At 49.5% G+C, this 24,405-nt stretch carries 25 protein-coding genes and 1 riboswitch; of the genes, 21 read left to right on the top strand and 4 right to left on the bottom strand.

The features are described 5' to 3' along the window. Positions 1–35 precede the first annotated feature (35 nt). The 13 genes from AWJ19_RS12825 to nagZ all read left to right on the top strand — a co-directional run bounded on the left by AWJ19_RS12825 (position 36) and on the right by nagZ (position 14,706). Positions 36–1,085 carry an NAD(P)-dependent alcohol dehydrogenase gene (locus AWJ19_RS12825; RefSeq protein ID WP_068724225.1) on the top strand — a complete coding sequence of 350 codons (1,050 nt, stop codon included), beginning with the start codon at positions 36–38 and terminating at the stop codon, positions 1,083–1,085. A gap of 161 nt (positions 1,086–1,246) precedes the next feature. After that, positions 1,247–1,861: a TetR/AcrR family transcriptional regulator gene (locus tag AWJ19_RS12820; protein WP_068724223.1), complete on the top strand. Its 615-nt coding sequence runs from the start codon at positions 1,247–1,249 to the stop codon at positions 1,859–1,861. 26 nt (positions 1,862–1,887) lie between these two features. Beyond that, positions 1,888–2,769, top strand: coding sequence for an ABC transporter ATP-binding protein (locus AWJ19_RS12815; protein WP_068724221.1), 882 nt, complete (start codon positions 1,888–1,890; stop codon positions 2,767–2,769). A gap of 4 nt (positions 2,770–2,773) precedes the next feature. Next, on the top strand, positions 2,774–3,574 hold the full coding sequence (locus tag AWJ19_RS12810; RefSeq protein ID WP_068724220.1) for an ABC transporter permease subunit: 801 nt from the start codon (positions 2,774–2,776) through the stop codon (positions 3,572–3,574). A gap of 39 nt (positions 3,575–3,613) precedes the next feature. Continuing rightward, positions 3,614–4,408, top strand: coding sequence for an ABC transporter permease subunit (locus tag AWJ19_RS12805; RefSeq protein WP_068724218.1), 795 nt, complete (start codon positions 3,614–3,616; stop codon positions 4,406–4,408). A gap of 229 nt (positions 4,409–4,637) precedes the next feature. Next, positions 4,638–5,570, top strand: a complete 933-nt coding sequence (locus tag AWJ19_RS12800; protein ID WP_068724216.1) for an AraC family transcriptional regulator — start codon at positions 4,638–4,640, stop codon at positions 5,568–5,570. Between the two features lie 76 nt (positions 5,571–5,646). Continuing rightward, positions 5,647–6,603, top strand: coding sequence for an ABC transporter permease subunit (locus AWJ19_RS12795; RefSeq protein ID WP_068724215.1), 957 nt, complete (start codon positions 5,647–5,649; stop codon positions 6,601–6,603). Positions 6,604–6,626: 23 nt separating this feature from the next. Continuing rightward, positions 6,627–7,520, top strand: coding sequence for a carbohydrate ABC transporter permease (locus tag AWJ19_RS12790; protein ID WP_068724213.1), 894 nt, complete (start codon positions 6,627–6,629; stop codon positions 7,518–7,520). Positions 7,521–7,544: 24 nt separating this feature from the next. Further along, positions 7,545–9,221: an extracellular solute-binding protein gene (locus AWJ19_RS12785; RefSeq protein WP_068724211.1), complete on the top strand. Its 1,677-nt coding sequence runs from the start codon at positions 7,545–7,547 to the stop codon at positions 9,219–9,221. Positions 9,222–9,245: 24 nt separating this feature from the next. Further along, positions 9,246–10,238, top strand: a complete 993-nt coding sequence (locus tag AWJ19_RS12780; protein ID WP_068724210.1) for a BadF/BadG/BcrA/BcrD ATPase family protein — start codon at positions 9,246–9,248, stop codon at positions 10,236–10,238. After that, positions 10,223–11,524: a 6-phospho-beta-glucosidase gene (locus tag AWJ19_RS12775; protein ID WP_068724208.1), complete on the top strand. Its 1,302-nt coding sequence runs from the start codon at positions 10,223–10,225 to the stop codon at positions 11,522–11,524. Before AWJ19_RS12780 ends, AWJ19_RS12775 begins: the two co-directional genes overlap by 16 nt. Further along, positions 11,521–13,062, top strand: a complete 1,542-nt coding sequence (locus AWJ19_RS12770; protein WP_068724206.1) for a glycoside hydrolase family 3 protein — start codon at positions 11,521–11,523, stop codon at positions 13,060–13,062. Before AWJ19_RS12775 ends, AWJ19_RS12770 begins: the two co-directional genes overlap by 4 nt. 27 nt (positions 13,063–13,089) lie before the next feature. Continuing rightward, the gene (gene nagZ, locus AWJ19_RS12765; RefSeq protein ID WP_068724205.1) at positions 13,090–14,706 is read left to right on the top strand and encodes a beta-N-acetylhexosaminidase; all 1,617 of its coding nucleotides are present in this window, start codon (positions 13,090–13,092) and stop codon (positions 14,704–14,706) included. A gap of 201 nt (positions 14,707–14,907) precedes the next feature. On the opposite strand, the gene AWJ19_RS12760 is transcribed toward nagZ, so the two are convergent. Further along, a complete protein-coding gene (locus AWJ19_RS12760; protein ID WP_068724203.1) occupies positions 14,908–15,558 on the bottom strand; it encodes a nitroreductase family protein in 651 nt (216 codons plus the stop codon). Between the two features lie 119 nt (positions 15,559–15,677). Here AWJ19_RS12760 and AWJ19_RS12755 point away from each other — a divergent pair, with 119 nt between their 5' ends. The 3 genes from AWJ19_RS12755 to deoD all read left to right on the top strand — a co-directional run bounded on the left by AWJ19_RS12755 (position 15,678) and on the right by deoD (position 17,850). Then, complete coding sequence (locus AWJ19_RS12755) at positions 15,678–16,058, top strand: MerR family transcriptional regulator (RefSeq protein ID WP_068724201.1); 381 nt, start codon at positions 15,678–15,680, stop codon at positions 16,056–16,058. 25 nt (positions 16,059–16,083) lie between these two features. Then, on the top strand, positions 16,084–16,899 hold the full coding sequence (locus tag AWJ19_RS12750; protein WP_068724199.1) for an AAA family ATPase: 816 nt from the start codon (positions 16,084–16,086) through the stop codon (positions 16,897–16,899). Positions 16,900–16,963: 64 nt separating this feature from the next. Next, a riboswitch (purine riboswitch) is annotated at positions 16,964–17,063 on the top strand. Positions 17,064–17,130: 67 nt separating this feature from the next. Beyond that, a complete protein-coding gene (gene deoD / locus AWJ19_RS12745; RefSeq protein ID WP_068724197.1) occupies positions 17,131–17,850 on the top strand; it encodes a purine-nucleoside phosphorylase in 720 nt (239 codons plus the stop codon). A gap of 201 nt (positions 17,851–18,051) precedes the next feature. On the opposite strand, the gene AWJ19_RS12740 is transcribed toward deoD, so the two are convergent. After that, positions 18,052–18,864, bottom strand: a complete 813-nt coding sequence (locus AWJ19_RS12740) for a class I SAM-dependent methyltransferase (RefSeq protein ID WP_068724195.1) — start codon at positions 18,862–18,864, stop codon at positions 18,052–18,054. Between the two features lie 68 nt (positions 18,865–18,932). Then, positions 18,933–19,274 (bottom strand): helix-turn-helix domain-containing protein, encoded by a 342-nt coding sequence (locus tag AWJ19_RS12735; RefSeq protein ID WP_068724193.1) that lies wholly within the window; start codon positions 19,272–19,274, stop codon positions 18,933–18,935. A gap of 145 nt (positions 19,275–19,419) precedes the next feature. Here AWJ19_RS12735 and AWJ19_RS12730 point away from each other — a divergent pair, with 145 nt between their 5' ends. From AWJ19_RS12730 to AWJ19_RS12720, 3 genes are all read left to right on the top strand, one after another. Continuing rightward, positions 19,420–20,337 (top strand): DsbA family protein, encoded by a 918-nt coding sequence (locus tag AWJ19_RS12730; RefSeq protein ID WP_068724191.1) that lies wholly within the window; start codon positions 19,420–19,422, stop codon positions 20,335–20,337. A 137-nt stretch (positions 20,338–20,474) separates the two neighbouring features. Next, positions 20,475–21,407 carry an alpha/beta hydrolase gene (locus tag AWJ19_RS12725; protein WP_068724190.1) on the top strand — a complete coding sequence of 311 codons (933 nt, stop codon included), beginning with the start codon at positions 20,475–20,477 and terminating at the stop codon, positions 21,405–21,407. A 171-nt stretch (positions 21,408–21,578) separates the two neighbouring features. After that, entirely contained in the window at positions 21,579–21,767 is a 189-nt protein-coding gene (locus tag AWJ19_RS12720) for a hypothetical protein (RefSeq protein ID WP_068724188.1), read from the top strand. Positions 21,768–22,132: 365 nt separating this feature from the next. Here the strand turns inward: AWJ19_RS12720 and AWJ19_RS12715 are convergent, their stop codons facing one another. Beyond that, positions 22,133–22,750 (bottom strand): TetR/AcrR family transcriptional regulator, encoded by a 618-nt coding sequence (locus AWJ19_RS12715; protein WP_068724186.1) that lies wholly within the window; start codon positions 22,748–22,750, stop codon positions 22,133–22,135. Positions 22,751–22,889: 139 nt separating this feature from the next. Here AWJ19_RS12715 and AWJ19_RS12710 point away from each other — a divergent pair, with 139 nt between their 5' ends. Together AWJ19_RS12710 and AWJ19_RS12705 are read left to right on the top strand one after the other, a co-directional pair. After that, positions 22,890–23,636: an alpha/beta hydrolase gene (locus AWJ19_RS12710; protein WP_347231116.1), complete on the top strand. Its 747-nt coding sequence runs from the start codon at positions 22,890–22,892 to the stop codon at positions 23,634–23,636. A 136-nt stretch (positions 23,637–23,772) separates the two neighbouring features. Beyond that, a complete protein-coding gene (locus tag AWJ19_RS12705) occupies positions 23,773–24,405 on the top strand; it encodes a universal stress protein (RefSeq protein ID WP_082707864.1) in 633 nt (210 codons plus the stop codon).

The raw sequence follows: 24,405 nt of genomic DNA, 5'->3' as shown, positions 1-24,405 counted from the left end.
GATCACAACCTAAACATTTCAGGAGGTTCACACTTATGATTCAAGTAAATGCACGCGCCACATTTAATCCGGAGGGCCCGTTCAAGCTGACAGCGATCGAGCGCCGCGAGCTTCAGCCGCATGATGTGCTGATTGAAATCAAATATGCCGGGATCTGCCACTCTGACATTCACACTGCCCGCGGGGAGTGGGGACCAGTCAAATATCCGCTCGTACCAGGTCATGAAATTGCCGGGATTGTAAGCCAGGTTGGAGCAGAAGTAACCAAATATGCAGTTGGTGACCGTGTAGGCGTAGGCTGTATGGTTGACTCCTGCGGAGAATGCAGCAGCTGCCATAAAGGGGAAGAGCAATATTGCCTGCACGGAAATACAGGCACTTATGGAGCTACTGACCGTTATGGACACTATACCCAAGGCGGATATTCCACGCATATCGTCGTAACAGAAAACTTTGTAGTCCGCATTCCGGACAGCATTCCGCTGGATGCTGCAGCACCGCTGCTGTGTGCCGGGATCACCACCTACTCCCCGCTGCGCCACTGGGAAGCAGGCCCGGACAAAAAAGTAGCCGTAGTCGGACTAGGCGGGCTTGGCCATATGGCAGTAAAGATTGCCCACGCTATGGGCGCTGAGGTTACCGTACTTTCACAATCCTTGAAGAAAAAAGAGGACGGCCTGCAGCTGGGAGCGGATCACTATTACGCTACAAGCGATGAGGAAACCTTCAAGCAGCTCGCCGGATCGTTCGACCTGATCATCAATACCGTAAGTGCACAGATTAACATTGATGCTTATCTTTCGCTTTTGGCGCTGGACGGTACACTGGTCAATGTCGGTGCGCCTGCAGATCCATTGGCTGTTAACGCATTCTCGCTGATCGGCCAACGCCGTTCGTTCGCCGGATCTATGATCGGCGGTATCCGTGAAACGCAGGAAATGCTCGATTTCTGTGCAGAACACAACATTGCCTCCGAGATTGAGGTTATTTCCGCCAGCCAGATCGATGAAGCCTGGGAGCGTGTGCTTGCTTCTGATGTCCGCTACCGTTTCGTAATTGACATCAGCACAATGAACCAGGAATAAATAATCAGCTTATCCCATAACACCTTCAATTGAAGAGGCCTTGCCGCAGAGCAGGCACCTTCTCTCTTGAAGGTGTTTTTTATTATTGACCGATTCGGTTTACAGGAATATACTGGTGGCATAAACCGATTCGGTTGACGCGAAAGGATGGAGGTGATGGTTTGGAAAAGTTCACGGGCCTGCCGGAGGAGAAGCAGAGCAAGATTATTGATGGTGCATTGGCATCCTTCAGCCTGAACGGTTATAAGAAAACATCGGTTAGTGACATTGCAGTCTCGGCCGGCATTTCTAAAGCGATGGTATTTCATTATTTTGGCACCAAAAAGGAATTGTATGTTTATCTTATCGGTTACTGCACCAGTCTGATTATGAACCAAATCGAGGAGAAATTCGACCGCAGTATCACTGACTTTTTTGACCGGATCACCATGACTGCCGGCATCAAAATATCAGCGATGGAGAAGCATCCGGCAAGCCTGTCTTTTTTGAGCGGCGTATATTTTGAACAGGACCCTGAGGTGAAGCAGGAAATCAAAGCTGCTCTGGCAACAGGAGAAAGCTTCAGAAGCAGTCTGGCTTATGACGGAATAGACTTGTATAAGTTCAAGGAGGGCGTTGATCCGAAGCTGGTCATGAAGCTGCTGCAGAGGTATACGGAAGGACATATCAATGAGCTGCCGAATCATGCTGCGGTAGACGTGGAAGCAATTAACAATGAGTTTCAAGCGTGTATCCGTCTGCTCAAAAATAATCTTTATAAAGAGGAATATCTCTGATTTGCTACCTTGGGGAGGGTGCCACTATGAGTGTCATTGAAATGAATAATCTGACTAAACAGTACGGCAATTCACGCGGCATTAAGAACATTAACTTGAGTGTGGAGGAGGGGGAGATCTTCGGGTTCATCGGACCTAACGGTGCCGGGAAATCAACAGCCATCCGCACACTGCTTGGACTGATCTATCCGACAAGCGGAAGTGCCGCTATTTTTGGCCGGAACTGCACGGAGCATCCCGAAATCCGCAAGGAGCTTGGCTATCTGCCGTCGGAGGTATTCTATTACGACAATATGAAGGTGATTGACCTGCTCAAATATTCAGCCAGCTTCTACAAAAAGGACTGTACAAAGCGGATCCGGGAGCTGGCCGAGATCATGGACCTTGACCTGAAGAAGAAAATCGACGATCTGTCCTTCGGTAACAAAAAGAAGGTGGGAATTGTGCAGGGGCTGCTCCATGAACCGAAGCTGATCATCCTGGATGAGCCTACCAGCGGGCTTGACCCGCTGATGCAGCAGAAGTTCTTTGATCTGTTGAGGGAAGAGAACCGTAAAGGCGCCACCGTCTTCTTCTCCTCACACATCCTCAGCGAGGTTCAGAAAATGTGCAGCCGGGTAGCCTTCATCAAAGAAGGTGAAATCATCAAGCTGGAAAAAATGAGCACACTGCAGGAGAATAATTACAAACGGATCAGCATCGAAGGGGTCTCAACCATCAGCAAGGAGGCTTTCGACATCAGCGGTGTGAGCAAGCTGGATGTTAATGGAACTTCGGCATCCTTCATTTTCAAAGGAAACATTAACACAATCCTGCAGAGGCTATCAGAAACAGAGCTGCGTAACATCTCCATTGAGGAACCTGATCTGGAGGAAATCTTCATGCACTATTATGTGAAGGAGGATTAGCGGCATGAATATGTATCTGCATGAGCTAAAAGCCCTCCGCAAATCAGGCGGAAGCTGGGCCTGTGCCATGATTGCACTCGCCGCGCTGTTTCTGTCCCTTTATCCCAGTATGATGAGCGAGTCGGCCGATTTCACCAGCCTGCTGGAGGGCTATCCCGCCTCCGTAAGAGCTATGCTTGGCATTAATCTGGAGTATATTTCATCCATTCTGGGCTTCTATTCAATGGTGTTCGTTTATATTGCACTATGCGGAGGTATTCAGGCCATGCATCTTGGAGCTTCTATACTTTCCAAGGAAGCTCGGGAGCGTACTGCAGATTTTCTCCTCGTCAAGCCTGTCTCACGGACAAGGATCGTCAGCGCCAAGCTGCTCGCAGCCTCAACGGCGATACTTGTCACCGATCTTGTATTCTTCTTAGTAACAGCGATTATAGCCGGTGCCGTGGCGACTGCGAATTACAGTCTTTCTCTGTTCCTCATGCTCAACCTGCCCTTGCTGTTTATTCAGCTTATTTTTCTGGCGGTGGGCCTGGTTGCTTCCGTGTTTTTCAGCAGGCTAAAAAATGTGCTGCCTCTTACGCTAGGCGTCGTTTTCGGACTATACATGACAGGTGCCCTGCTTGCTGCGGGACCAGAGGGGGATATAGTACGTTATCTCTCACCGTTTCAGTATTTTGACAGCATCTATATTATTGAGCATCACACATTTGAAGTGCAGTACCTGATTGCCGGTGCGCTTATTGTTGCAGCTGCGGTATCCGTAAGCTACCGGGTGTATATCAAAAAAGATGTCCATGCAGTGTAGTTGGGCGAAAAACGGATTCAAAGCCAAGGAGGCCAGTATATGAATATGTTCTGGAGAGAGCTTACAGCGGGCCGTAAAGCATTAATCATTTGGAGTATATGTATGCTTTTGCTGGTCGTCAGCGGTATGGGCAAATACACCGCCTATTCCTCAGGGGGAGCAGGCAGTGACATCTTTAACCAGATGCCGTCTTCCGTAAAGGCACTGCTGGGAATCGGCACACTGGATGTTACGGTCATGAGCGGATTTTATGCCATGCTGTTTCTGTATATCGAGCTGACTGCCGCTATACACGCCGTTCTGCTGGGTAGCAGCATCATCGCCAAGGAGGAGAAGGAGAAGACCGCCGAGTTCCTGATTGCCAAGCCGGTCTCCCGGTCAGCCATTGTGACAACCAAGCTTCTTGCGGCCCTGGTTCAGATTGTAGTCCTTAATCTTGTAACTTTGATATCCTCAATCGTAATGGTTTCTGCGTATAACAAGGGCAAGGACATATCAGGTGAAATTGTCCTGTTCCTGATCAGCATGTTTATCGTGCAGCTGCTCTTTCTCATGCTTGGCGCTTTGCTTGCAGCCGGAATAAGCAATCCGAAATCCTCGGGTGCTGCCGCTGCGGGTATATTGGTCGGCTCCTTTGTCATATCCAAAATAACTGATCTGGCGGAGCAGCTGTCTGTGCTGAATGTACTGTCACCCTTCAAATATTTCAGCTATAACCGGATTGTGGAGGGGGACGGGCTTAACGCCGTGATTCTGCTCCTGTCAGTCCTGCTGGCCGCAGCATTGGCGGCATCGGCTTATTTCTTGTACGGTAGGCGCGAGCTTAAGCTTTAAGATTGGTGAAGCCTTTTGGCATAAATGCTTTAATCGAACGGAAGGTGCAGTCCGGGCATGTCAGCCTGAACTGCACTTTTTTTATGTAAATCAGAGTATTAATGTTAGTATTATTGACACATAAATCCGCTTCTACTAGGATAAATATAAGTTAATTCCGGCAATATTTCAGCAAGATACAGTAAGTTTTTACAAGATTCACACAGCTTATATAAGAGGGGGCCAGCTTATGCAGCCGCGCGTTCAGAACAGTCTCAGGGAAAAGGTTGTATTTTCCCGGCAATATCCCGTCATCCTGGGCGATACGGTCGGAGTCACGTCGACTTATCAAAGACTGCACGCCCATGATGCGCTTGAGATCAATATGATTAAATCAGGGACCGGGTATTACATGATTAACGGGGAGCGGTATGATTTCCGGGAGGGGGACATTCTGCTAATTAACTCCAATGATCTGCATTGTGCTTTTGAAACCGACAATCTGATTATGCAGGTCATTACATTCGATGCCGCCTGGTTCATGGGCATGGTGCGCTGTGATCCGGATGTGCTGGCCCCCTTTAAGGACATGGGCTTACATTTCAGCAATCTGCTTGACCGGGAGAACGAGCAGATCGGCTCGCTCCGCGCGCTGCTGCTGCAGATGCAGGAGGAGCATGAGACAGAAAGCAGGTCTTACACGTCGGTTGTATATGCCCTTCTGCTGCAATTTTTTGTTTATGTGAACCGCTACTTCCGCATGGACTCCCTGCAGCCGGGCAAATCCACAGTAACTACCACCCAGCTCGAAAAAATCTGGCAGGTTACCCGCATCATGGAGGAGCATCCCGCTTACCCATGGACGCTTGAAGAGCTCGCGGCCCTGGTCTATTTGAGCCCTTCACGCTTCAGTGATATCTTCCGCCGCACAGCCGGCATGTCCCCGCTGCTGTATTTAATCCAGTTACGCCTGGAGAATGCCTATACCCTGTTACAAACTACGGACCGTAAAATCCTCGATATCGCCATGGAGTGCGGTTTCCGCACCCTGTCCAATTTCAACCGGCTGTTCAAACGGCATATTGGAACAGAGCCGCGGAACGTCCGCACACAGAAAACTCTATTGGACAGTAAGATAGTATCAGTATTTGAGCGATTAGGCGGAGTGCCTGAAACAGAATAGGGTTATGATCAAGTCAGTAAATATAACAACATTAGTTATTAGGATTAACAAGAAGTATATGGAAAAGGAGGTTAAAATGCAGAAGATCGCCTATCACATTGAGACAAAAGAGGAGACCCGGAAGCCAAATGCCTTCAAACGCTTTGCCCGGCAGTGGGATCTTCAGCTGATGGTGCTGCCGGCCTTATTCTTTATTCTTGTATTCAGTTACATTCCGATGTACGGTGTGCTGATGGCATTTCAGGATTACAACCTGTTCAAGGGGTTTACAGGCAGTCCCTGGGTGGGGCTCAAGCATTTCGAGATGTTTTTTGCCACACCTGAATTCTGGACGGTCATGCGCAATACGATTGTAATCAGTCTGCTTAAGCTGCTGGTCGGCTTTCCGGCACCGATTCTGCTGGCGCTGATGCTGAATGAGGTTCGCAGCAGAGTGTTCAAAAGAACCGTGCAGACCATCAGCTATCTGCCGCATTTTCTGTCCTGGGTCATTGTCTCCGGCTTCGTAATGTCCATGCTCTCCACAGAGAACGGAAGCGTGAATATGCTGCTTCAGCAGCTCAACCTGATCAAAGACCCGATTAACTTCCTGTCGCTGCCGGAATATTTCTGGACCATCCTTGTCACAACCGGAGTGTGGAAGGAAATTGGCTTTTCCTCCATCGTCTACCTTGCAGCGATTGCCGGAATTGACCCGCATATGCACGAGGCGGCTTCAATAGACGGTGCAGGCAAGCTGAGACAGATGTTTTCCATTACACTGCCGTCCATATTACCGGTTATTATTGTCTTTCTGATTCTTGCAATCGGCAATCTGCTCAGCGCAGGCTTTGAGGACATCCTGCTCCTCGGCTCTAACCCCGTGCTGCGCGACGTGGGTGATGTCCTCGACACCTATGTATACCGGATCGGTATCCAGAATAACCGTTACTCTTACGCTACTGCAGCCGGCCTGTTCAAATCGCTGATCGGCGTGTTCCTCCTGGTCGGGGCGAACTATGCTGCACGCAAATCCGGAAACAGCCTATGGTGAAGCATGAAAGGGGGCAGATATAGATGAAGCTGTCAGCCGGGGACCGGGTACTCGTAACGGTGATATACATTTTACTAGCAATACTAGCCTTTCTGTCCTTTTATCCTTTCTGGAACGCTGCTGTTATTTCATTTAACAACGGTACAGATACGATGCGCGGCGGAGTCACTTTTTGGCCGAGAAAGTTCTCTCTTGAGAATTATTCGGTGGTATTCCAGGATAGCCGTCTGATTAACGGCTTCGTGATCTCAGTATTACGGACCGTAATCGGCACCTTCGCCTCGATTGCCGCCACGGCAATTTTTGCTTACGGCATGAGTAAATCGGAGCTGATGGGGCGCAGGTTTTATATGGTTTTCTGTATCATCACGATGTATTTCAGCGGCGGACTGATTCCGAGCTTTCTTCTGATCCGCGAGCTGGGCATGTTCAACTCCTTCTGGGTTATGGTCATCCCGGGTCTGATCAGTGTGTGGAACATGATTATTTTCCGGACCTTCTTCAAAGGAATACCGGCAGGGCTGGAGGAATCCGCGAGAATCGACGGCTGCTCCAACTGGGGAGTACTGATTCGTATTGTGCTTCCGCTGTCAGGGCCGGTACTGGCTACCTTGTCGCTGTTTACCGCTGTCTATCACTGGAATGACTGGTTCACACCCAGCATCTACCTCAGCAATGTCGATTTAATGCCGATTCAGACCAAGCTGCAGCAGATCCTCAATTCTAACATCATGTCCGAACAGATGGCCCAGCTGGACGCGGCTGCACAGGGACGAATGAACAAAATGCGCGCCGTCACAACCAAATCCCTGTCCATGGCTACCATGATGGTCGCTACGATTCCGATTTTATGCGTGTATCCTTTCCTGCAAAAGTACTTCGTTAAGGGCGTTATGGTCGGTTCACTAAAAGAATAAAGGAACTCAAGGGGGAATTAACCAATGATCTCAGGCAAAACAAAGGTGTCCGCTGTGGCGGCTGTTCTTAGTCTTATGATTGGTTTAACGGGCTGTACAGGCGGCAACAATGCTCCTTCCAATTCTGCAAATTCCGCAAACAACGCTAATGCAGCAGGAAATAACAGTCCGGATGCTGCCGGAGGCGGGGGATATGTGCTTGGTGAGCAGCCGCTGGAATTCTCCTTCTACGGCCATTATGACTGGTATACAATGCCTAACTGGGGCGAGGATCTCTCCTCCAAATGGATTAAAGATAATAAAAAGGTAAATGTCTTGCCTGTCAGCTCTGGAGGCAATGCCAAGCAAAAGCTCAGCACGATGATTGTCTCAGGTGAGCTTCCCGATGTGATCTGGATGGAACGCGGTGCGGATGTCGAGCAGCTGCGGGCTGCCGGAGCATTGGTGCCGTTTGATGATTATCTCGACAAATACCCGAACCTGAAGAAATGGGCAGGCGAAGAGACCCTCGATATGCTGCGCTCCTCCGACGGCAAGCTCTATCAGTTCCCGAACTGGTATACGACTCAGCCGAACGGCAACTCCGGATATCTGGTTAACAAAAAGATCTATAACGAGCTGGGCACGCCGCCGCTGGAGACGACCGACGACCTGTATGCTTACCTGAAGCTGGTCAAGGAAAAGTATCCGGACGTGGTTCCGTTTGAGGTCGGACAGGGCGCGGAAGGCATTGATGTCCTGTCGTCCGCTTTTGCCGAGAACCGCCCTTATGTGTACAGCGCCCTCAGTATGATGGCGATTCCAAACGGCAATGAAATGACCTCCGTCTTTAAAGACGATGCGTTCCGTTCCTCGCTGGTGTATGCGAATCAGCTGTACCGGGATAAGCTGATCAGCCAGGATGCATTCACCCAGAATCTTGAACAGGTGGAGCAGAAGATCATTACCGGTAACATTGCGGTATACGCCGCTTCCAGTCCGACTGAATACGGTGCAATCGGCAATTCTCTGCTGAAGGAGCAGGATCCGGAAGCCGGCTACATTATGGTCTGGCCGATTCATAAGGCAGGCCTGGATAAGAACAAGATCTTCCCGGGTGCCTATAATCAGCTTGGCTGGAACGTGAGTGTCATTACCACCGCCGCCAAGGATCCGGAAGCTGTCTTTGCTTTCCTCGACTGGTTCACCGGACCGGAAGGCCAGCGGATTATTATGTGGGGACCTGAAGGCAAGTACTGGGAAGGAACAGATGAAGAAGGGGCTCCGCTGTTCACTGAGGCTTTCACAACGGATACAAAAGGCCGTGATGAGCTGATGAACGCTACTGTCAATCTGCAATGGAACGGCAACACGGTGTATGTGGACAAATCCAAGATGAAATTTGAATCTACGCTGCCGGAAGACAAGAAGAGCTGGGAGACTAAATGGCAGTCCGAGATTACTTGGAAAACGCAATATGATACAACCGAATTCGTAAACCTGGCTCCGGCAGGCGACTCCCAGGAAGGGATCATCTCGCAAAGCGTGGGCGAAATTTACGAAAAAGCCAGAGCGCAGGCTGTGCTCAATGCCAAAAATGAGGCTGAGGTGCTGGCCATTCTGGATAAGGCTGAAGCGGATGCCCAGCAGGTCGGATACAGTGAGCTGCTCAAATACAAGACGGAAAAATGGCAGGAGAACCGCAGCAAATTAGGAAGATAAACTGATCTACGGGAGCGGGAGACTGTGAACTATTACTTGGGCGTTGACGGCGGAGGCAGCAAAACACTGGCCGTCATATCCGATGCCGCGGGCAGGATTGCCGGACGCGGCGCAAGCGGATGCGGTAACCATCAGACAGGAGCCGCAAGGGCCGAGATCAACATCCGGGAGGCGGTGGAGGAAGCTCTCCTCCACGCGGGCCTCCGCAAAGAGCAGGTCACCTATTCAGTATTCGGACTGGCTGGTGCTGACCGGGAAGCTGACTTTAAGATTCTGCGTCCGATGATAGCGGGAATGGGCATGGAACCCCATTCTATTGTATGTGATACCGTTATCGGCCTTCGGGCCGGGACGCGGCAGTCCTACGGCGCCGTGGTGATCTGCGGGACCGGAACCAACTGCTACGGTATCAACCGCAACGGACAGGAGCTGCAGGTTGGCGGCTTCGGGTATACCTTCGGCGATTTCGGCGGAGGTTCTGATCTGGCAGTGGAAGCCTTCCGCAGCGTGATCCGCGCCTGGGAGGGACGCGGCCGGCCTACCCGGCTGGCCCAGGCGGTCTTGGGCAAGCTCGGCTACACTTCTGAAGAAGCGATGTTTCATTATTATCTCGATCACGGGCTGCGGGTACCGCATGAGGTCGCCAAGCTGATCTTCGAGGTCGCTGCAGAGGATGAAACCGCGCGTAATATTCTGCAAAAGCAAGGAGAGGAGCTGGGCCTTGCGGCCAGTGCGGTGATCCGCAGGCTCGGCATGCAGCAGGACACCTTCGATCTTGTGCTGGCCGGCAGCATTTTGACCCGCGGGGAGAGCAGGTATGTAGTCCCTTATATTGCCGAGACAGTATCCCTTATTGCTCCCGGCTGTACCCTGCAAATGCTGACACAAGAGCCGGTAGCAGGAGCGCTGCTAATGGCGATGGAGAAGACGGGGATCCAGGTGGAGGAAGCAGTCTATGAGCAGTTACAACATACCTTATCCGTAAAGGCGGCGAATGCAGTATGGCAGAACGACTGAAAGTGGCGGTAATCGGGGGAGGCTCCTCCTATACTCCGGAATTAATTGAGGGCTTCATCCTGAACTACGCTACTTTTCCGGTAACAGAAATTGTTCTCGTTGATATACAGGAGGGCTTCCACAAGCTGTCCATCGTCGGGGAGCTAGCCCGGCGGATGATTGCCAGATCCGGGCTGCCGATTGAGCTCAGTCTCACACTTGACCGGCGCTCGGCACTTACGGATGCCAGCTTTGTCACTACACAGATGCGTGTGGGCAGGCTGGAAGCCCGCGGCTGGGATGAGACCATTCCGCTGAAATACGGGATGATCGGTCAGGAAACGACCGGCCCGGGAGGGATGATGAAGGCGCTGCGCACCATTCCGGTTCTGCTGGAGGTCGCCAGGGATATGGAGGAGCTTTGCCCGGACGCGTGGCTGCTGAACTTTACAAATCCTGCAGGCATGGTGACCGAGGCTATTCACAAGCATTCCCGCATCAAATCCATCGGCCTGTGCAATTCTCCGATAGCCGCCTATAAGTGGCTGTCGGAGCTGTACCAGGTGCCGATTGAGCGGATTTACTGTGAATTTGCCGGCCTGAACCATTTGCACTGGATCAGCACGATTACTATTGACGGTGAATCCAAGCTGCCTGAGCTGCTGGCGAACCGGGACGGCTATTCTGCCCGCAATGTTCCGCAGTATGACTGGAATGCGACGCTGCTGTCAGCACTCGGAGCGATACCTTCCTATTATCTGAAGTATTTCTATCTGCACCGTGAGATTCTGGCGGAGCAGCAGGACGCAGCAGCCCGGGGAGAGACACGGGCAGAAACAGTGCAGCGCCTGGAGGATGAGCTGTTCGAGCTGTATAAGGACGTGGAACTGGCTGAAAAGCCCAAGCAGCTGGAGCTTCGCGGAGGCGCTTATTACTCTGAGGCTGCAGTAAGGCTAATGAATTCGCTTTATAATGATTCAGGTGATATTCAGACACTTAATGTTCCAAACCGGGGCATTCTTGATTTTCTGCCGGATGATGCCTGTATTGAGGTCAATTGCAAAGTGCACAAGGATGGACCTGTCGCCATGCCGGTTACTGTTGTACCGGAAGCGGCCAAAGGCCTGATTCATGCGGTCAAAACCTATGAAGGCTTGGCAATAGAAGCTGCTGTCAGCGGAAGCCGGGCCACTGCCTTGCTGGCGCTTGCCCATCATCCGCTCGTTCCTTCAGTCAATGCTGCCGAGGCGATGCTGGATGAGATGCTGGAGCAGAACAAGGCTTATCTTCCAGGGTTCAATTTATGAAGGCTGCCGGAACAGCTGCGCTGACCCTGGAACAAAAAATTGCCCGGATGTGTGTCACCGGTCTGCCTGCACGGCAAGCAGACCCGCAGTTCGAGGCAAGGCTTAAAGCCTTCCCTGCGGGCGGATTGGGGTTATTTCCGCACAACATAGAGCACGAAGACCAGCTGCGCGGTCTTATCCGGGGTGTGAAAGACACTGCCGGCAGGCTGGGGCTTAGTTCCCCCTATTATCTCTCCATAGATGAAGAGGGGGGAAGCCTGGCCAACCTCAAGGCATTTTATCCGCATGTGCCGGGCAACCGGGCAATCGGCTTGAGCGGTGATCCCGAAGCAGCCTTCCTGCAGGGCAAGCTCATCGGCAGCCAGCTGGCTGCGCTAGGCCTCCCGATGAACTGGGCGCCGGTGCTGGATGTGAATACCAACATCGCGAATCCCGTGGTCGGCGTCCGCTCCTACGGGGAAGAGCCTGCGGCTGTAGCGGAGCTGGGTGCTTCATATATCAGGGGGATGCATGAATCGGGAATCGCCGTTACCGCCAAGCATTTTCCCGGCCATGGACAGGTCGATGGCGATTCGCATATTGAGCTGCCCGTATGCGGACTGACCCTTGAGGAGCTGAGGGACGGTCCGATGCAACCGTTCACTGCCGCCATTACCGCAGGATGCGATGCCATTATGATGGCGCATATTGTCTTCCCGGATATTCCTCAGGCAGAGGGGTTGCCTGCTTCTCTTAGCCGCTATTTCGTCACACAGCTGCTGCGTAATGAGCTTGGGTTTCAGGGCGTAATCTGCACCGATGATGTTGAAATGGGAGCCATCCGGGACACATTTGAGCCGGAAATGATTGGTGAGCTTGCAGTCGCTGCCGGGAATGACCTGATTCTGATGGAGTTCCAGGACCGCGTGATCCGCGGGATTGCTGACGCGGTGCATGCAGGCCGGATAACCGAAGATAGAATAGATGAATCCCTGCAGCGGATTGCCCGGCTTGAGCAGCGCATGCTCCACTACAGCCGCCATGCTTCACCTTTGCCGCGGGGAGAGTGGGAGGACAGGACAGCAGAGCTAACCCGCAGAACCGTGAAGCTGCAGCGCGATCCCCGGCAGCTGCTGCCGCTGACAGCGGGCCTCCGTTATCTGCTGCTGCTGCCCCGGCCGGAGAAGCTGACTTTGGCGGACAACACCGACAGCGGCAGACTGGGGCTGGATGTACTTCTAAGCGGGCGGGGGATAGAGCTTACAGCCAAAACCATCCCGAACAACCCTGATTCCGGAGCCATCCAGGAAGTCACAGCCGGGCTTGAGGAATATGATGCGGTTATCATGGGCACGTGGAACGCCCACATCTTCTGCGGGCAGCTGAATCTGGCGGAAGTCATTACCAGGACCAAGCCGCTTATTGCCGCCGTACTGCGTAATCCTTATGATGCCGGACAGCTGCCGGACGCAGCGTCGGTCATACTGGTATGCGGAACCTCAGCCTATTCGCTGGAGGCACTGGCTGATATCCTGGTTACCGGAGTAACAGAGTCATAACTCAAGATCAAGGGGGTTGAAGATCACATGGAAGCAGCAACAGACCGGGGAATCCGCCTACGTCAAAAGGTCGGACAGATGTTCATGTGCGGCTTTATGGACACGGCACCCAATCACGATATTCTGACGCTGATTCAGGAATATCACATTGGCGGCATTATCTATTTCCGGCGCAATATAGGAACTGTTGAGCAGGTTTATGACTGTTCGGCCGCGCTCCAGCGGGCTGCCGCAGAGCCGCTGCTGATTGCAATTGACCAGGAAGGAGGCATGGTCGCCAGAATTGAGGAAGGCATCACCCTGATGCCGGGCAATATGGCACTCGGGGCTACCCGCAATCCTGAAGGCGTGCGGCAGGCTGCTTCAATTGCAGGGGCAGAGCTGCGTCATTTGGGCATTAACATGAATTTTGCACCGTGCGTAGATGTGAATAATAACCCGGCTAACCCCGTCATTGGAGTGCGCTCCTATGGGGAATCGCCGTTATTAGTCAGTGAGCTGGGGAGTGCGGCTGCAGCCGGTTATCAGGAAGCGGGCGTGGCGGCGACAATTAAGCATTTTCCGGGACACGGGGATACGGATACGGATTCCCATCTGGCGCTTCCTGCAATCAGCCACAACCGTGAACGCCTGGCAGCGATCGAATTGCTTCCCTTTCAGCAGATCATTGAAGCAGGTGTCGATGCAGTCATGACTGCGCATGTCGTGTTCAAGGCTTATGAAGATGAGGCTATACCAGCCACGCTTTCAGAGAATATTCTAACAGGACTCCTGCGCGGGGAGCTTAACTTCGATGGCGTTATTGTAACCGACTGTCTGGAAATGAACGCTATTTCACAGACAGTCGGAGTGGGTCCGGGAGCGGTTCAGGCGGTTAAAGCCGGAGCCGATCTGATCCTGGTCAGTCATACCTTCAACTGGCAGGTAGAAGCTATCGAAGCTGTAATTCAGGCGGTTATGCGGGGAGAGATTTCCGAGGAGAGAATCGATGCCTCAGTGCAACGGCTGGCCCGGCTCAAAGCAAAGCGGGGTATTACCAAGGCTGAGCCGAAAGCCTTTGCAGAGATACAGCCGCTTCTGGCTTCCGAAGAATCTCTGAAGACAGCGCGTTTACTCAGCGAGCAGAGCATTACCTTATTATGTGACGACGGGCAGCTTCCACTTGTTAAACATGAAGGCATCTACGTGATCTGGCCGGAGGTTCGAATCAATCATGAAGTGATCGAAGCACTGCAGGAGGAGATGACCCTCGGCAACGCGCTTAAGCCCTATTTTGGCAATGATGTCAGTGAGCGGATCATTGACGTTGACCCTTCGGCTGAGGAGATCGCGTTGGTGCTGGAGGAGACCCGCACTTTTACTCAAATTGTGGCAGCGACCTATAACGCCGATTTTTCGCCCGGTCAACGCCAGATTCTGCAGGAGCTTACTGCGCGGACAGGATGCAGGCTTATCGTTGTGGCAGTGCGTAATCCGTATGATTTAACCGCTGTACCCGGTATACGTACCTATATTGCTTCATATGAGAACAAACCACTGGCGATGCAGTCTGTAGCCAAGGTTCTGGCTGGACAAAGCTTCACCCGCGGTGCACTTCCGGTAACGGTTGGAGCTTTTGCCTATGGATCGGGTATTTTAAGCTAATTAAAATTTAATTGTATTAATTAAATATCAGTATCCCAAAAACGGATGTCTTCCTTACTCAAGGGCAGATAATCCGTTTTTTCATTTGATTAAATGAAACAGCAGGTAAAAAGATGTCTGCTGCGCCCGCAGAGTGATTCTATAATTATTTTAAAAGACCCGTATTCATTACGAGTCTTTCTGTTTAGGCACAACTGCTGGTTATGCCCAGGTTGTAATGGTATCAACCGGCAAACGGTAGGACGGATAGCCTGCTTTGGCTGCTTTACCTATTGAGATCAGCATTACCGGCTGAAAGCGGGCCTTGTCCAGGCCAAATGCTTCGGCAATCTGATCCTTGGCATAACCAGCCATTGCGTTCGTATCATAACCGTGCGCACGGGCAACAAGCATTAGCTGCATTGAGATAAGGCCAGTGTCAATGAGGTTCACATCACGCAGCTCGGCTGCAGACATATTAGCATAATAAGGCTTCACTTGCTGCAGCTGCATATCCATAACTTCCTGAGGCATATATCCAAGCTCTACGGATTTGCTGAAAATTTCTTCCATGTATTCGGTATTGTTAGCATCGTAAAATACTGCAATTACAGCTGAGGAAGTCAGTGCTTGCGTCTGGTTGAATGAGGCCAGCGGTGCAAGCTTCTCTTTACCTTCAGGTGTGTCAATGACAAGAAAACGCCATGGCTGCATGTTTATTGCGGAAGGAGCACGGGATGCTTCTGCCAGTATTTCGGTCATTTCCTCCCGGCTGATTTTCACTTCAGGATCATAGACTTTAACGGACTTGCGCTCCAGGACGATTTCATTAAAATCATTTGTCTCACGGTATTTCCCGGTAATTGTACTCATATAAACAGGCTCCTTCAGGATAGTATTTGTGAGGTGTGTAAATGTTGCTTATGCTCACTAGAAGGATTGTAAACTATGAAGTATACTTTATAGCAAGAGTTTAGTGTGAGGTGATTTTGATGAAAATCAGTGAAGTGGCAAAAAGGATGGATCTGCCTATATCCACTATCCGTTATTATGAGAAGATGGGTATTATCACGGATGAGTACATATTGCGGGAACAGAACAATTACCGAAATTATACCTCCGACATTATTGACTATCTGCAGGTTGTGAAAAATTGTTTAGCGGTCGGATTTACTATCAGTGACATTAAATCTATGATCTCTTTAAACGGAATAACAAAGGAAGAGCAAGCACGCATTATCAAAGAAAAAATAGAAGAGATAGAAGCAGCCCAGCTGAATCTGGAGAATGCCAAACAAACGCTCTACGGACTCCTTCAAACAGATATCACCTGTGAGAGCGGGTTCGGAAAGCATGATAGGACCGTGAGCTGATTCAACATGCAAAAGGAGTGCACCCATGATCTATCTGAGGAGCTTCAAGCTATCTGATCATATCAGCCGAAATCCTAACATCTACCCCGATCATGTCTTTAAGCATAAGGCCGGGGAGGTCTTATTGTTTGACCGGATAACAGTACTGTACGGTAATAACGGCAGCGGTAAATCCACTCTGCTTAACATCATTGCCAACAAGCTGGGAATTTCGGGGGCTGAGCCGATGACAGGCTACGGCTTCAGCCTGTTTGTTAAGCAGTTCCTTGATTTGAGCAGCTGTCAGCTTGGCTATGACAAGCAGGAGCGGGAATTGCAGCAGCTTCCGGAAGGAAGCCGGTATATGAAATCCGAGGATATTCTATATGAGATTAAGAAGATTCAGCAAGCCTCCGTGCTGCGCGAAGGATTAATGCATGAGCAGAAAAAGAACGGGATGAGCAAGAAGGAGGCAGAGCAATATGAAGATTCTTATGCGTTCCGGCAGAAGGTGAAGAATATCCAATTCTCCCAGGAAAAATACTCCAACGGCGAAACCTCCATGCAGTTTTTTGAGGAATATCTGCTGCCCGGCCAATTGTATCTGCTGGACGAGCCGGAAACATCCCTTTCTCCCGCCAATCAGATCAAGCTGGCCGAACAGATTAATGAGCTGGCCCGTTATTTGGACAGCCAATTTATTATTGCTACACATTCTCCTTTTGTATTGGGCACGCTGCAGGCCAAAATCTATAACCTGGATGCCAATCCGCTGCAAACGGCCGAATGGTATGAGCTGGATAATGTACGGTTTTTCCAGCAGTTTTTTAAAAAACATAATCATTTGTTTGATAACGGATAGTTGGTGAATGCCTAGAATAGCCCTGCTAGACGCTATTTGGCTTAGCACTTATTGCAAATTAATTATATTCCATTTATAATTTCATCGTATAACCTCGTAGATATGGTATGAGGGTCTCTACCAGGAACCGTAAAATCCTGATTACAAGCGGGTGTACATCGTACATTTTATTTGTAATCAGGATTTTTTGCCAATCCGGTAAACAATAATGATCGAAGGAGCTGTGTATAAATGAGTTCATCCCAATTTAAAGAAACCCCGCACATCAAGCCAAACGGAGCTGAAATTGCCGAGACGATTCTGCTGCCGGGAGATCCGCTGCGTGCAAAGTTTATTGCCGAAACTTATCTGGAGAATCCGGTACAATTCAACGAAGTACGGGGAATGCTCGGATATACCGGAACCTATAAAGGCAAGAAAATCTCTGTCATGGGTACAGGGATGGGCGTTCCGAGTATCGGTATTTATTCATGGGAGTTAATCAATGTATTCGGCGTAAAGAACCTGATCCGTATCGGCTCGGCTGGTGCGTTACAGGACAACCTGAATCTGTATGATATCGTCTTTGGCATGGGAGCATCGACCAACTCGAATTACGCTTCCCAATTCAATCTGCCGGGACAATATGCCGTTACTGCTTCCTATGAACTGCTGGAAAAGGCCAAGAAAACGGCTGATGCACAAGGGCAGAAGGTTCATATCGGCAATATTCTGACCAGTGACACTTTCTATAATGCGGACAAGTCTGCCGCAGCAAAATGGAAGGAGATGGGGGTCCTGTGTATCGAGATGGAAGCAGCAGCGCTGTATTTAAATGCTGCTCAAGCCGGCGTTAACGCCCTGTGCATCCTAACGATCAGTGACCACATTTTCCGCGCAGAGGAAACAACCTCTGAAGAACGCCAGACTTCCTTCACCAAAATGATGGAAATCGCATTAGAGCTGGCGTAAGTCCATATCCAGTCTGAAAACTGGGAGGACTTCCCGTTTGTCGTCGGCACGATTAATGGCAGCCTTGGTGCAGCATTCGCCAGATTCCTGCGGCGACGGTCTTGAAATGGTCTGTAACCAGTCAATAGCTACTGAATAGCAGACGGACAGCTTAAAGAGGCTATGCTCCCCGCCAAGGGTAAGAGCATAGCCTTATTTTAACTACAGCTTTCTTGCCTTTACCACAAACGTTACAGGCAGCACCCTAGCTTTTTTGGCAAAATCGCTGTTATCCCCCTGAGCCTCGAGCAAATGATCATCCGACTCCTCAATCATCTGCTCAATGATAAAACCTGCTTTGGCCAGCGCATTTACATAGGTGGACATTTTGCGGTCGGATAAGGCCAAAGTGTTGCCGCCTAGCTCTACGGAATACCAGGATTCGTCGAAATAATTCTTTTTGAAGATAAGCATGTCCTTCTCTGGAGCAACACATTTGTGTATCGGGTGGGACCAGCTGAAGATGAATACGCCGTCTTTATTCAGGTAAGAAGCGATCCGGGCAAAAGTTCCTTCAAGATCAGTAGTCCAGCCAATAGCATAAACCGAATATATGATGTCAAAATAATCCTCGGGCAAGCCACATTTGGCCTCCATGGGCGCACAGATCAATTCTACTGATAGACCGTGTGCTGCCAGCAGTTGCCGGGTCTTATCAATCTGGTTCTCAGAAATATCCGTACCCCACAGCTCTGCTGCCTGGCGTTCACCCAAGTATTGCAGGGATTGTCCGCTTCCGCAGCCGATCTCCAGAATTTTCTTGCCGCGGACTTTGCCAAACAGCTGATGATTCTCTTCAGAGACAAAGGCTCCATAAAAGGGAAGTGCTGTTGCTCCTAAAACCTCGTTTCCTTTTGAATCCCAGAATAAGCTGTTCGTTTGATGTATAGCTTCCTTATCCATCTCGACCGTAACCGCGACACCAGCTTCGCCGCCGCCTATAACATTGGTCCTGTAATTAGCTTGCTTGTCCATAAAAACAGCCTCCTCACAACAATTTCCTTTTACAGTATATAGATTTCTGCGCAATAAAGGCTGTGATATTATGACTCACTTCTCAGCGTATGGATGTTCCTTTCACCCCAGGCCACGATTGACTGAATAAGAGGAACTAACTCCTTGCCGGAGGAAGTAAGGGAGTATTCTACCCGGGGAGGGATTTCATTGTATTGCTGACGGTTCACAATTCCGTGATCTATAAGATCTTTGAGACAGTTGGTCAGCGTCGTGCCAGTAATCCCGTTAAGCCTTCTTTTCAGTTCGTTGTACCGGATACTTTCTTCCTCACTTAAACAAGCGAGAATGGGCAGATTCCATTTGCCGCCGATTACCTGAAAAGCAAAGGTTGCCGGACAGAGCTGGTCCATACTCATCTCATATTTCATAGGATTTCCTCCATTAGTATATATTTTATACTAGGTATTATTAATAATAGTACTTGTTAAAATATTTATACAAAATATAATCATACTATGGAAACGATAGTAAACGAAATCCTCTAAAATGTAAATGAAGGGTGTGGATGCAGGAATGACTGATTCCAATATGATGTGTGACCTGGAGACAGGAGTTTGCGGCGTTGCCGGTGAAGATCCGATGCAAGTCATTGATCTAAATAAAGTTGAGACAAAAGTGACGCTCTACTATGTGACCGATCCGATTTGTTCCCATTGCTGGGCTTTGGAGCCTGTACTCAACCGCTTTATTCAGGAATACGGCCAATATTTTGATCTGAAAATCGTAATGGGCGGCTTACTGCCGAGCTGGAAAGGTTTTTCCGATGGAGGTAACGGTATTCAGAAGCCGGCAGATGTTGCCGGGCACTGGAGAGAAGTAGGGGAGCATTCACGTATGCCTATCGACGGGTCGCTGTGGCATACCAATCCTGTTCTTTCGTCTTACCCGCCGTCAAGAGTGTTCAAGGTGATACAAAGCAAGCATGAAGGCAGGGAAGGTGATTTTCTCAGAATCGCCCGGGAGGCAGTATTCGTATCCAACCTGAACATTGGTGAAGAGCAGGTGCTGATAACCCTAGTTGACCAGTTGGGGCTGGACGGACAGCAAATCGTTGATGAAGCTGCGCTTGATTCCGCCCAAGATCTGCTGGATGAGGACTTCCGGCTGTCAGCGCGTTTAGGGGTACGGGGATTTCCAAGCATTGTTGTAGTTAATGAAGAGAATAAAGGCGTAAAAGTTGTCGGAGCCAGGCCTTTGGATACTTACGTACAGGCGCTTCAGCAAATTACACCTCATCCGGTTACACCAAGGACGACACCACGCTTGTCTCAGCTTCTAGAGGGCGGACACAAGCTTTTCTCAAAAGAGATAGAAGTGATGTATGGACTTGCCGAGGATAAAGTGGCGGCATTTATTGAGTCGGAGTTACCCGCCGGTGCATACCGTGTCCAGCACATCATGAATGAAATGTATGTAGAAAAGTTGGGTTAATAAAAAAGGATCAGTAACATACAAGGCAGCAGGGCTTATGACCTGTTGTCTTTTTTGTGCAGGGAAAAGGTGAGTTAAACGAAGGAACTTGGTGTAATTACAAAGACATCGTATAAACAGGATTGGAGAGATGAACCATGGCAGTCCGCACTCATAACAAAAGACGCTCAGTCCGCAGCTTTATCATCGAAAAGTACATTCGTCTGCTGGGTGTGAAAAAAATGTTCTCCAGTGTGGAGAATACCCGGAAGTTTGTTAAGCGGGAGGCTTCGGAAAATACCAAGCCCTATGAGATCGGGAAGATTACCGTGACCAGCGATATAAAAGAGCAGCGGTTTGAGGGAATGCAGGTGTTCACCATCAATGACCGGAATTCTGCAGCGCAAAAAGTAATTCTGTATTTACATGGCGGGGCCTGGACGAAACAGCCTTTGCCTTTCCACTGGAGGTTCATGGATAAGCTTGCCCGGTCTATGGATGCCAAAATCATTGCTCCGCTATATCCAAAAGTACCTCATTACAGCTACAAAGATGCTTATCCGAAATTATTGAACCTGTATAAAGAAATACTGGGAACTATGGATGGTCCGGAACAACTGACCCTTATGGGCGATTCATCCGGAGGAAACATTTCCCTTGCTCTGGCGCAGCTTCTAAAGCAGGAACAATTGCCCCAGCCGAAAGATATCATTTTATTATCTGCCGCGGTTGACCTGGTTTTTGATAATCCGCTGATCCCGGAGTATGAACAGGCTGACCCTATGCTGTCCTCAGGAGGGATAGGCGTAATTATAAACAGCTGGGCAGGAGATCAGCAATTATCCGCCCCCATTATCAGTCCAATTAACAGTGACTTTAGAGGACTTGCGAGAATCACGCATTTTGTCGGTACACATGAAGGCTTATATCCCGATGCAATAAAGCTTGACGAGAAACTGACCAGCCAGGGGTTTGCGATCGATACCTATGTTTATCCCAAAATGAACCACGTGTTCGTGATTATGCCGCTCCCGGAAGCAGCGGATGCATTGCAGAAGATTGCTGATATTATTGGTAATAAAAGGCCATAGCATCCTGAGCCTGTGTCCACAGGATTCGGGCTCAAATGCTGCTTACAACTGGTTCAGTAGTCATAGATTGTTTCAAAAACATCTTATAATGTTACATATTTATAGCGGTAAGCTTTGCATCCATACATAAGTTGAGAATGGAAACAAGATAAATAAGGAGGAACAGTCAATATGGATATTGCTGAAAAGAATTGTACCAGCTGCGGAGGAAGTTCATTTGTACAAGCCACGGATTACATAAATCTTCGGCCGCTGGACAAAAAAATGGCGGTAGGATCAGAGAAGGTTTATACGATTTGTTTAAACTGCGGAGAGGTTGTTTCAATTAAAGTAAAAGACCCTGAAAAGTTACTAAAATGATAGTCTAAATAAGAGTCTAATAAGTAATCAGCTCATTCTGAAATGGGTTGATTTTTTTATGGCGATTCCTTTTGCTGGAATCATTGGGGCCGGGGCGGGGCTGGCCACAGCACAAGTAATATTACTCCGGCTAATCCTGCTTCCTTCTCCAGTAGAGTCAATCTGGGAATCCACAACTATGAACTGGTCATTCAAAATGACAGCATCCTGCTATAAGTCTGTTTGGACCTATATCATTCACAGCAGCTGCTATTGGAGGAGGCGTAATTTAAGCCGTGAATGCATTGCCTAAAGTTCCATTGGGAAAAGACGCTTCCATCCGCAGATCATTGCGGGGACGTGAGCGTCTTTTTAGAGTTAGGAGATCAAGTTGCCCTTGCTCCCTGAAGAAAGAGGGCTACCAGCTTTTGACCGAAGATGAGAGGAGATTCATACCTCTGGGAGGCATTATCGCGATTACCCATCAGCATCAAGGTTGAAAAGGTCTCCGCCAGAAACAATGGGTCCTCCTCACGAAGCTGCTGCTGATTCATGCCAAGCCTGAAATAGTCTGCCAGCAAATCATGAATATCCTGCTCAGCTTCGCGGATAGCCAGAATTTGCTCCTCTTCAAGAAACTTCTCAGCTTCTCTCATCATCGTTACAATCTCGGCATGGGGATTAGCCAATCTGGCTTCTGCCAATCGCAACAAACCTTGTTCAAGATGATCAGCTTCATCCAGCAACCGGGCAGTGACTGTCCGGATATTATGAAGCATGGTTGTCATGGCAACCTTGAATAATTCGGGTTTACTCGCAAAATGATAATAGATGGTTTGTTTCGACACGCCGCATTGATTTCCGATTTGCTGCAGCGAGACCGATTCATAGCCATATTCCTTGAATAATGCGGCAGCAGCCGAAATAATTGTCTGATGAATCGTTGTATCCGTGTCCGCCTGTCTGGGTCTCCCAGGCAAGCGTTTTGCTGATTTCTCTGGCATTGCACACGCTCCTTCATGAATATATTATGACAAACACCCGCCATTAAGCAAAACCTGCTTGTAATTATACTTACCGGTAAATATAATTAATTTTATATTTAAAATGATTATGAGTAAAGGTGGTTAACTATTGAAAACGGTGAAACGCAAGAGCAGATGGAAAAAGATACTGATATGGACAAGCGTAATCGCCGTTGCCCTAGTGGCAGGAGTGCTGATCTATCTCTCATCAGTTACATACAGCCCGTCCAAACTCGCTGAAGCGGCCATGCAAAGCGACAGTCAAGTCCGTGTTACCGAAGTCAAAGAGGGGTACCGGTTTGAGCCGGAGTCGGCAGAGGCTGTGGAGCCTAATATCATATTCTATCCCGGGGGGCTGGTAGAACCTGCAAGCTACTCGCCTCTCGCCAGAGCAATGGCAGAGCGCGGCCACCGGGTATACATTGCCAAGATGCCCCTGAATTTGGCTATCTTTGGCCAGAACAGGGCTGATACCTTCATTGCAGAACATCCTGATGAAGCTTATGTGATTGGCGGCCACTCACTGGGCGGCGCTTTTGCATCCCGTTATGCATCAGAGCATACAGGGAAGCTTGAAGGAATTTTCTACTTGGCTTCTTACGCCGATGATGGGGGAAGCTTAGACGCAGCCGGCTTATCCGCATTACAAATTACTGGAACCGATGACGGCGTATTAAACTGGAAGGAATGGGAGAAGACTAAAGCCAATCTCCCGGAGGATACAACATTTGTCAATATTGAAGGAGGCAATCACGGGCAGTTCGGATCATACGGCATGCAAAAAGGCGATCATACGCCCGGGATTAGCGAAGAGGAACAGCTGCAGAGTGTCGTTCAAGCGTTGGATGACTGGTTAATGCAGTAAATAAGTTTTCTTTACTTTCTCTCATGAGGACTATATAATAAAGCCAATTGTATATCGTTTAAACCGGAGGAGCCTGCCAACAGCGGGCTCTTTTTGCGTTGTTTTCTGGAAATAATTTACTTATGGAGGGTTTCGAATGGAGATGATCAAGGAGAGTATTATGGTCTGTGTGCATTATGGCCCGCATGGACAACGTTTAATTCAGAGAGGGAGCGAACTGGCCAGGAAGCTTCAGGCTCCACTTGTTGTCCTTACTGTTGACTCCACCGGTGATAATGAATACAACCCGGAAAACCAGCTGTATCTTTCAGGCTGGGAGAAGCAGACGAAGGATGCCGGGGGACTATTCCTGTACCGCAAATGCCACGGTAAAAAGACAGCACAGGTTATCGTAGAAACCGCCCGGGAGAACAAGGTGACCCAAATTGTGCTGGGACAGTCAAGCCAAACACGGTGGCAGGAGATTACGCGCGGCAGCTTCATCAATGATTTGATGGAGCTGGTCGGCACAATTGATCTGCATATTGTTGCAGTACAGCGATATCCGGAGTTGCTCGAGCAAACGCACGAGCGTGGCTTTACTGCGTATCTGGTCAAGAATGGCGACCGTTATATTCTCATGGAAGAGCCTTCCGGCCAGGAAGCAACGAAGGGCACCTTTTTCCGCGAATTTGATACGGACTTTAATACGGGTCTTTTTAAAGTTGTGAACAACGGTGATGCTCAATACCTAAAAATCGTACAAAATGAATGGGTTAAGCCCCAGTGA

Origin of the sequence: Paenibacillus sp. DMB5 (assembly GCF_001517085.1) — a bacterium.
GTDB lineage: Bacteria > Bacillota > Bacilli > Paenibacillales > Paenibacillaceae > Paenibacillus_AQ.
This window is presented reverse-complemented; position numbering and strand designations above follow the sequence as displayed.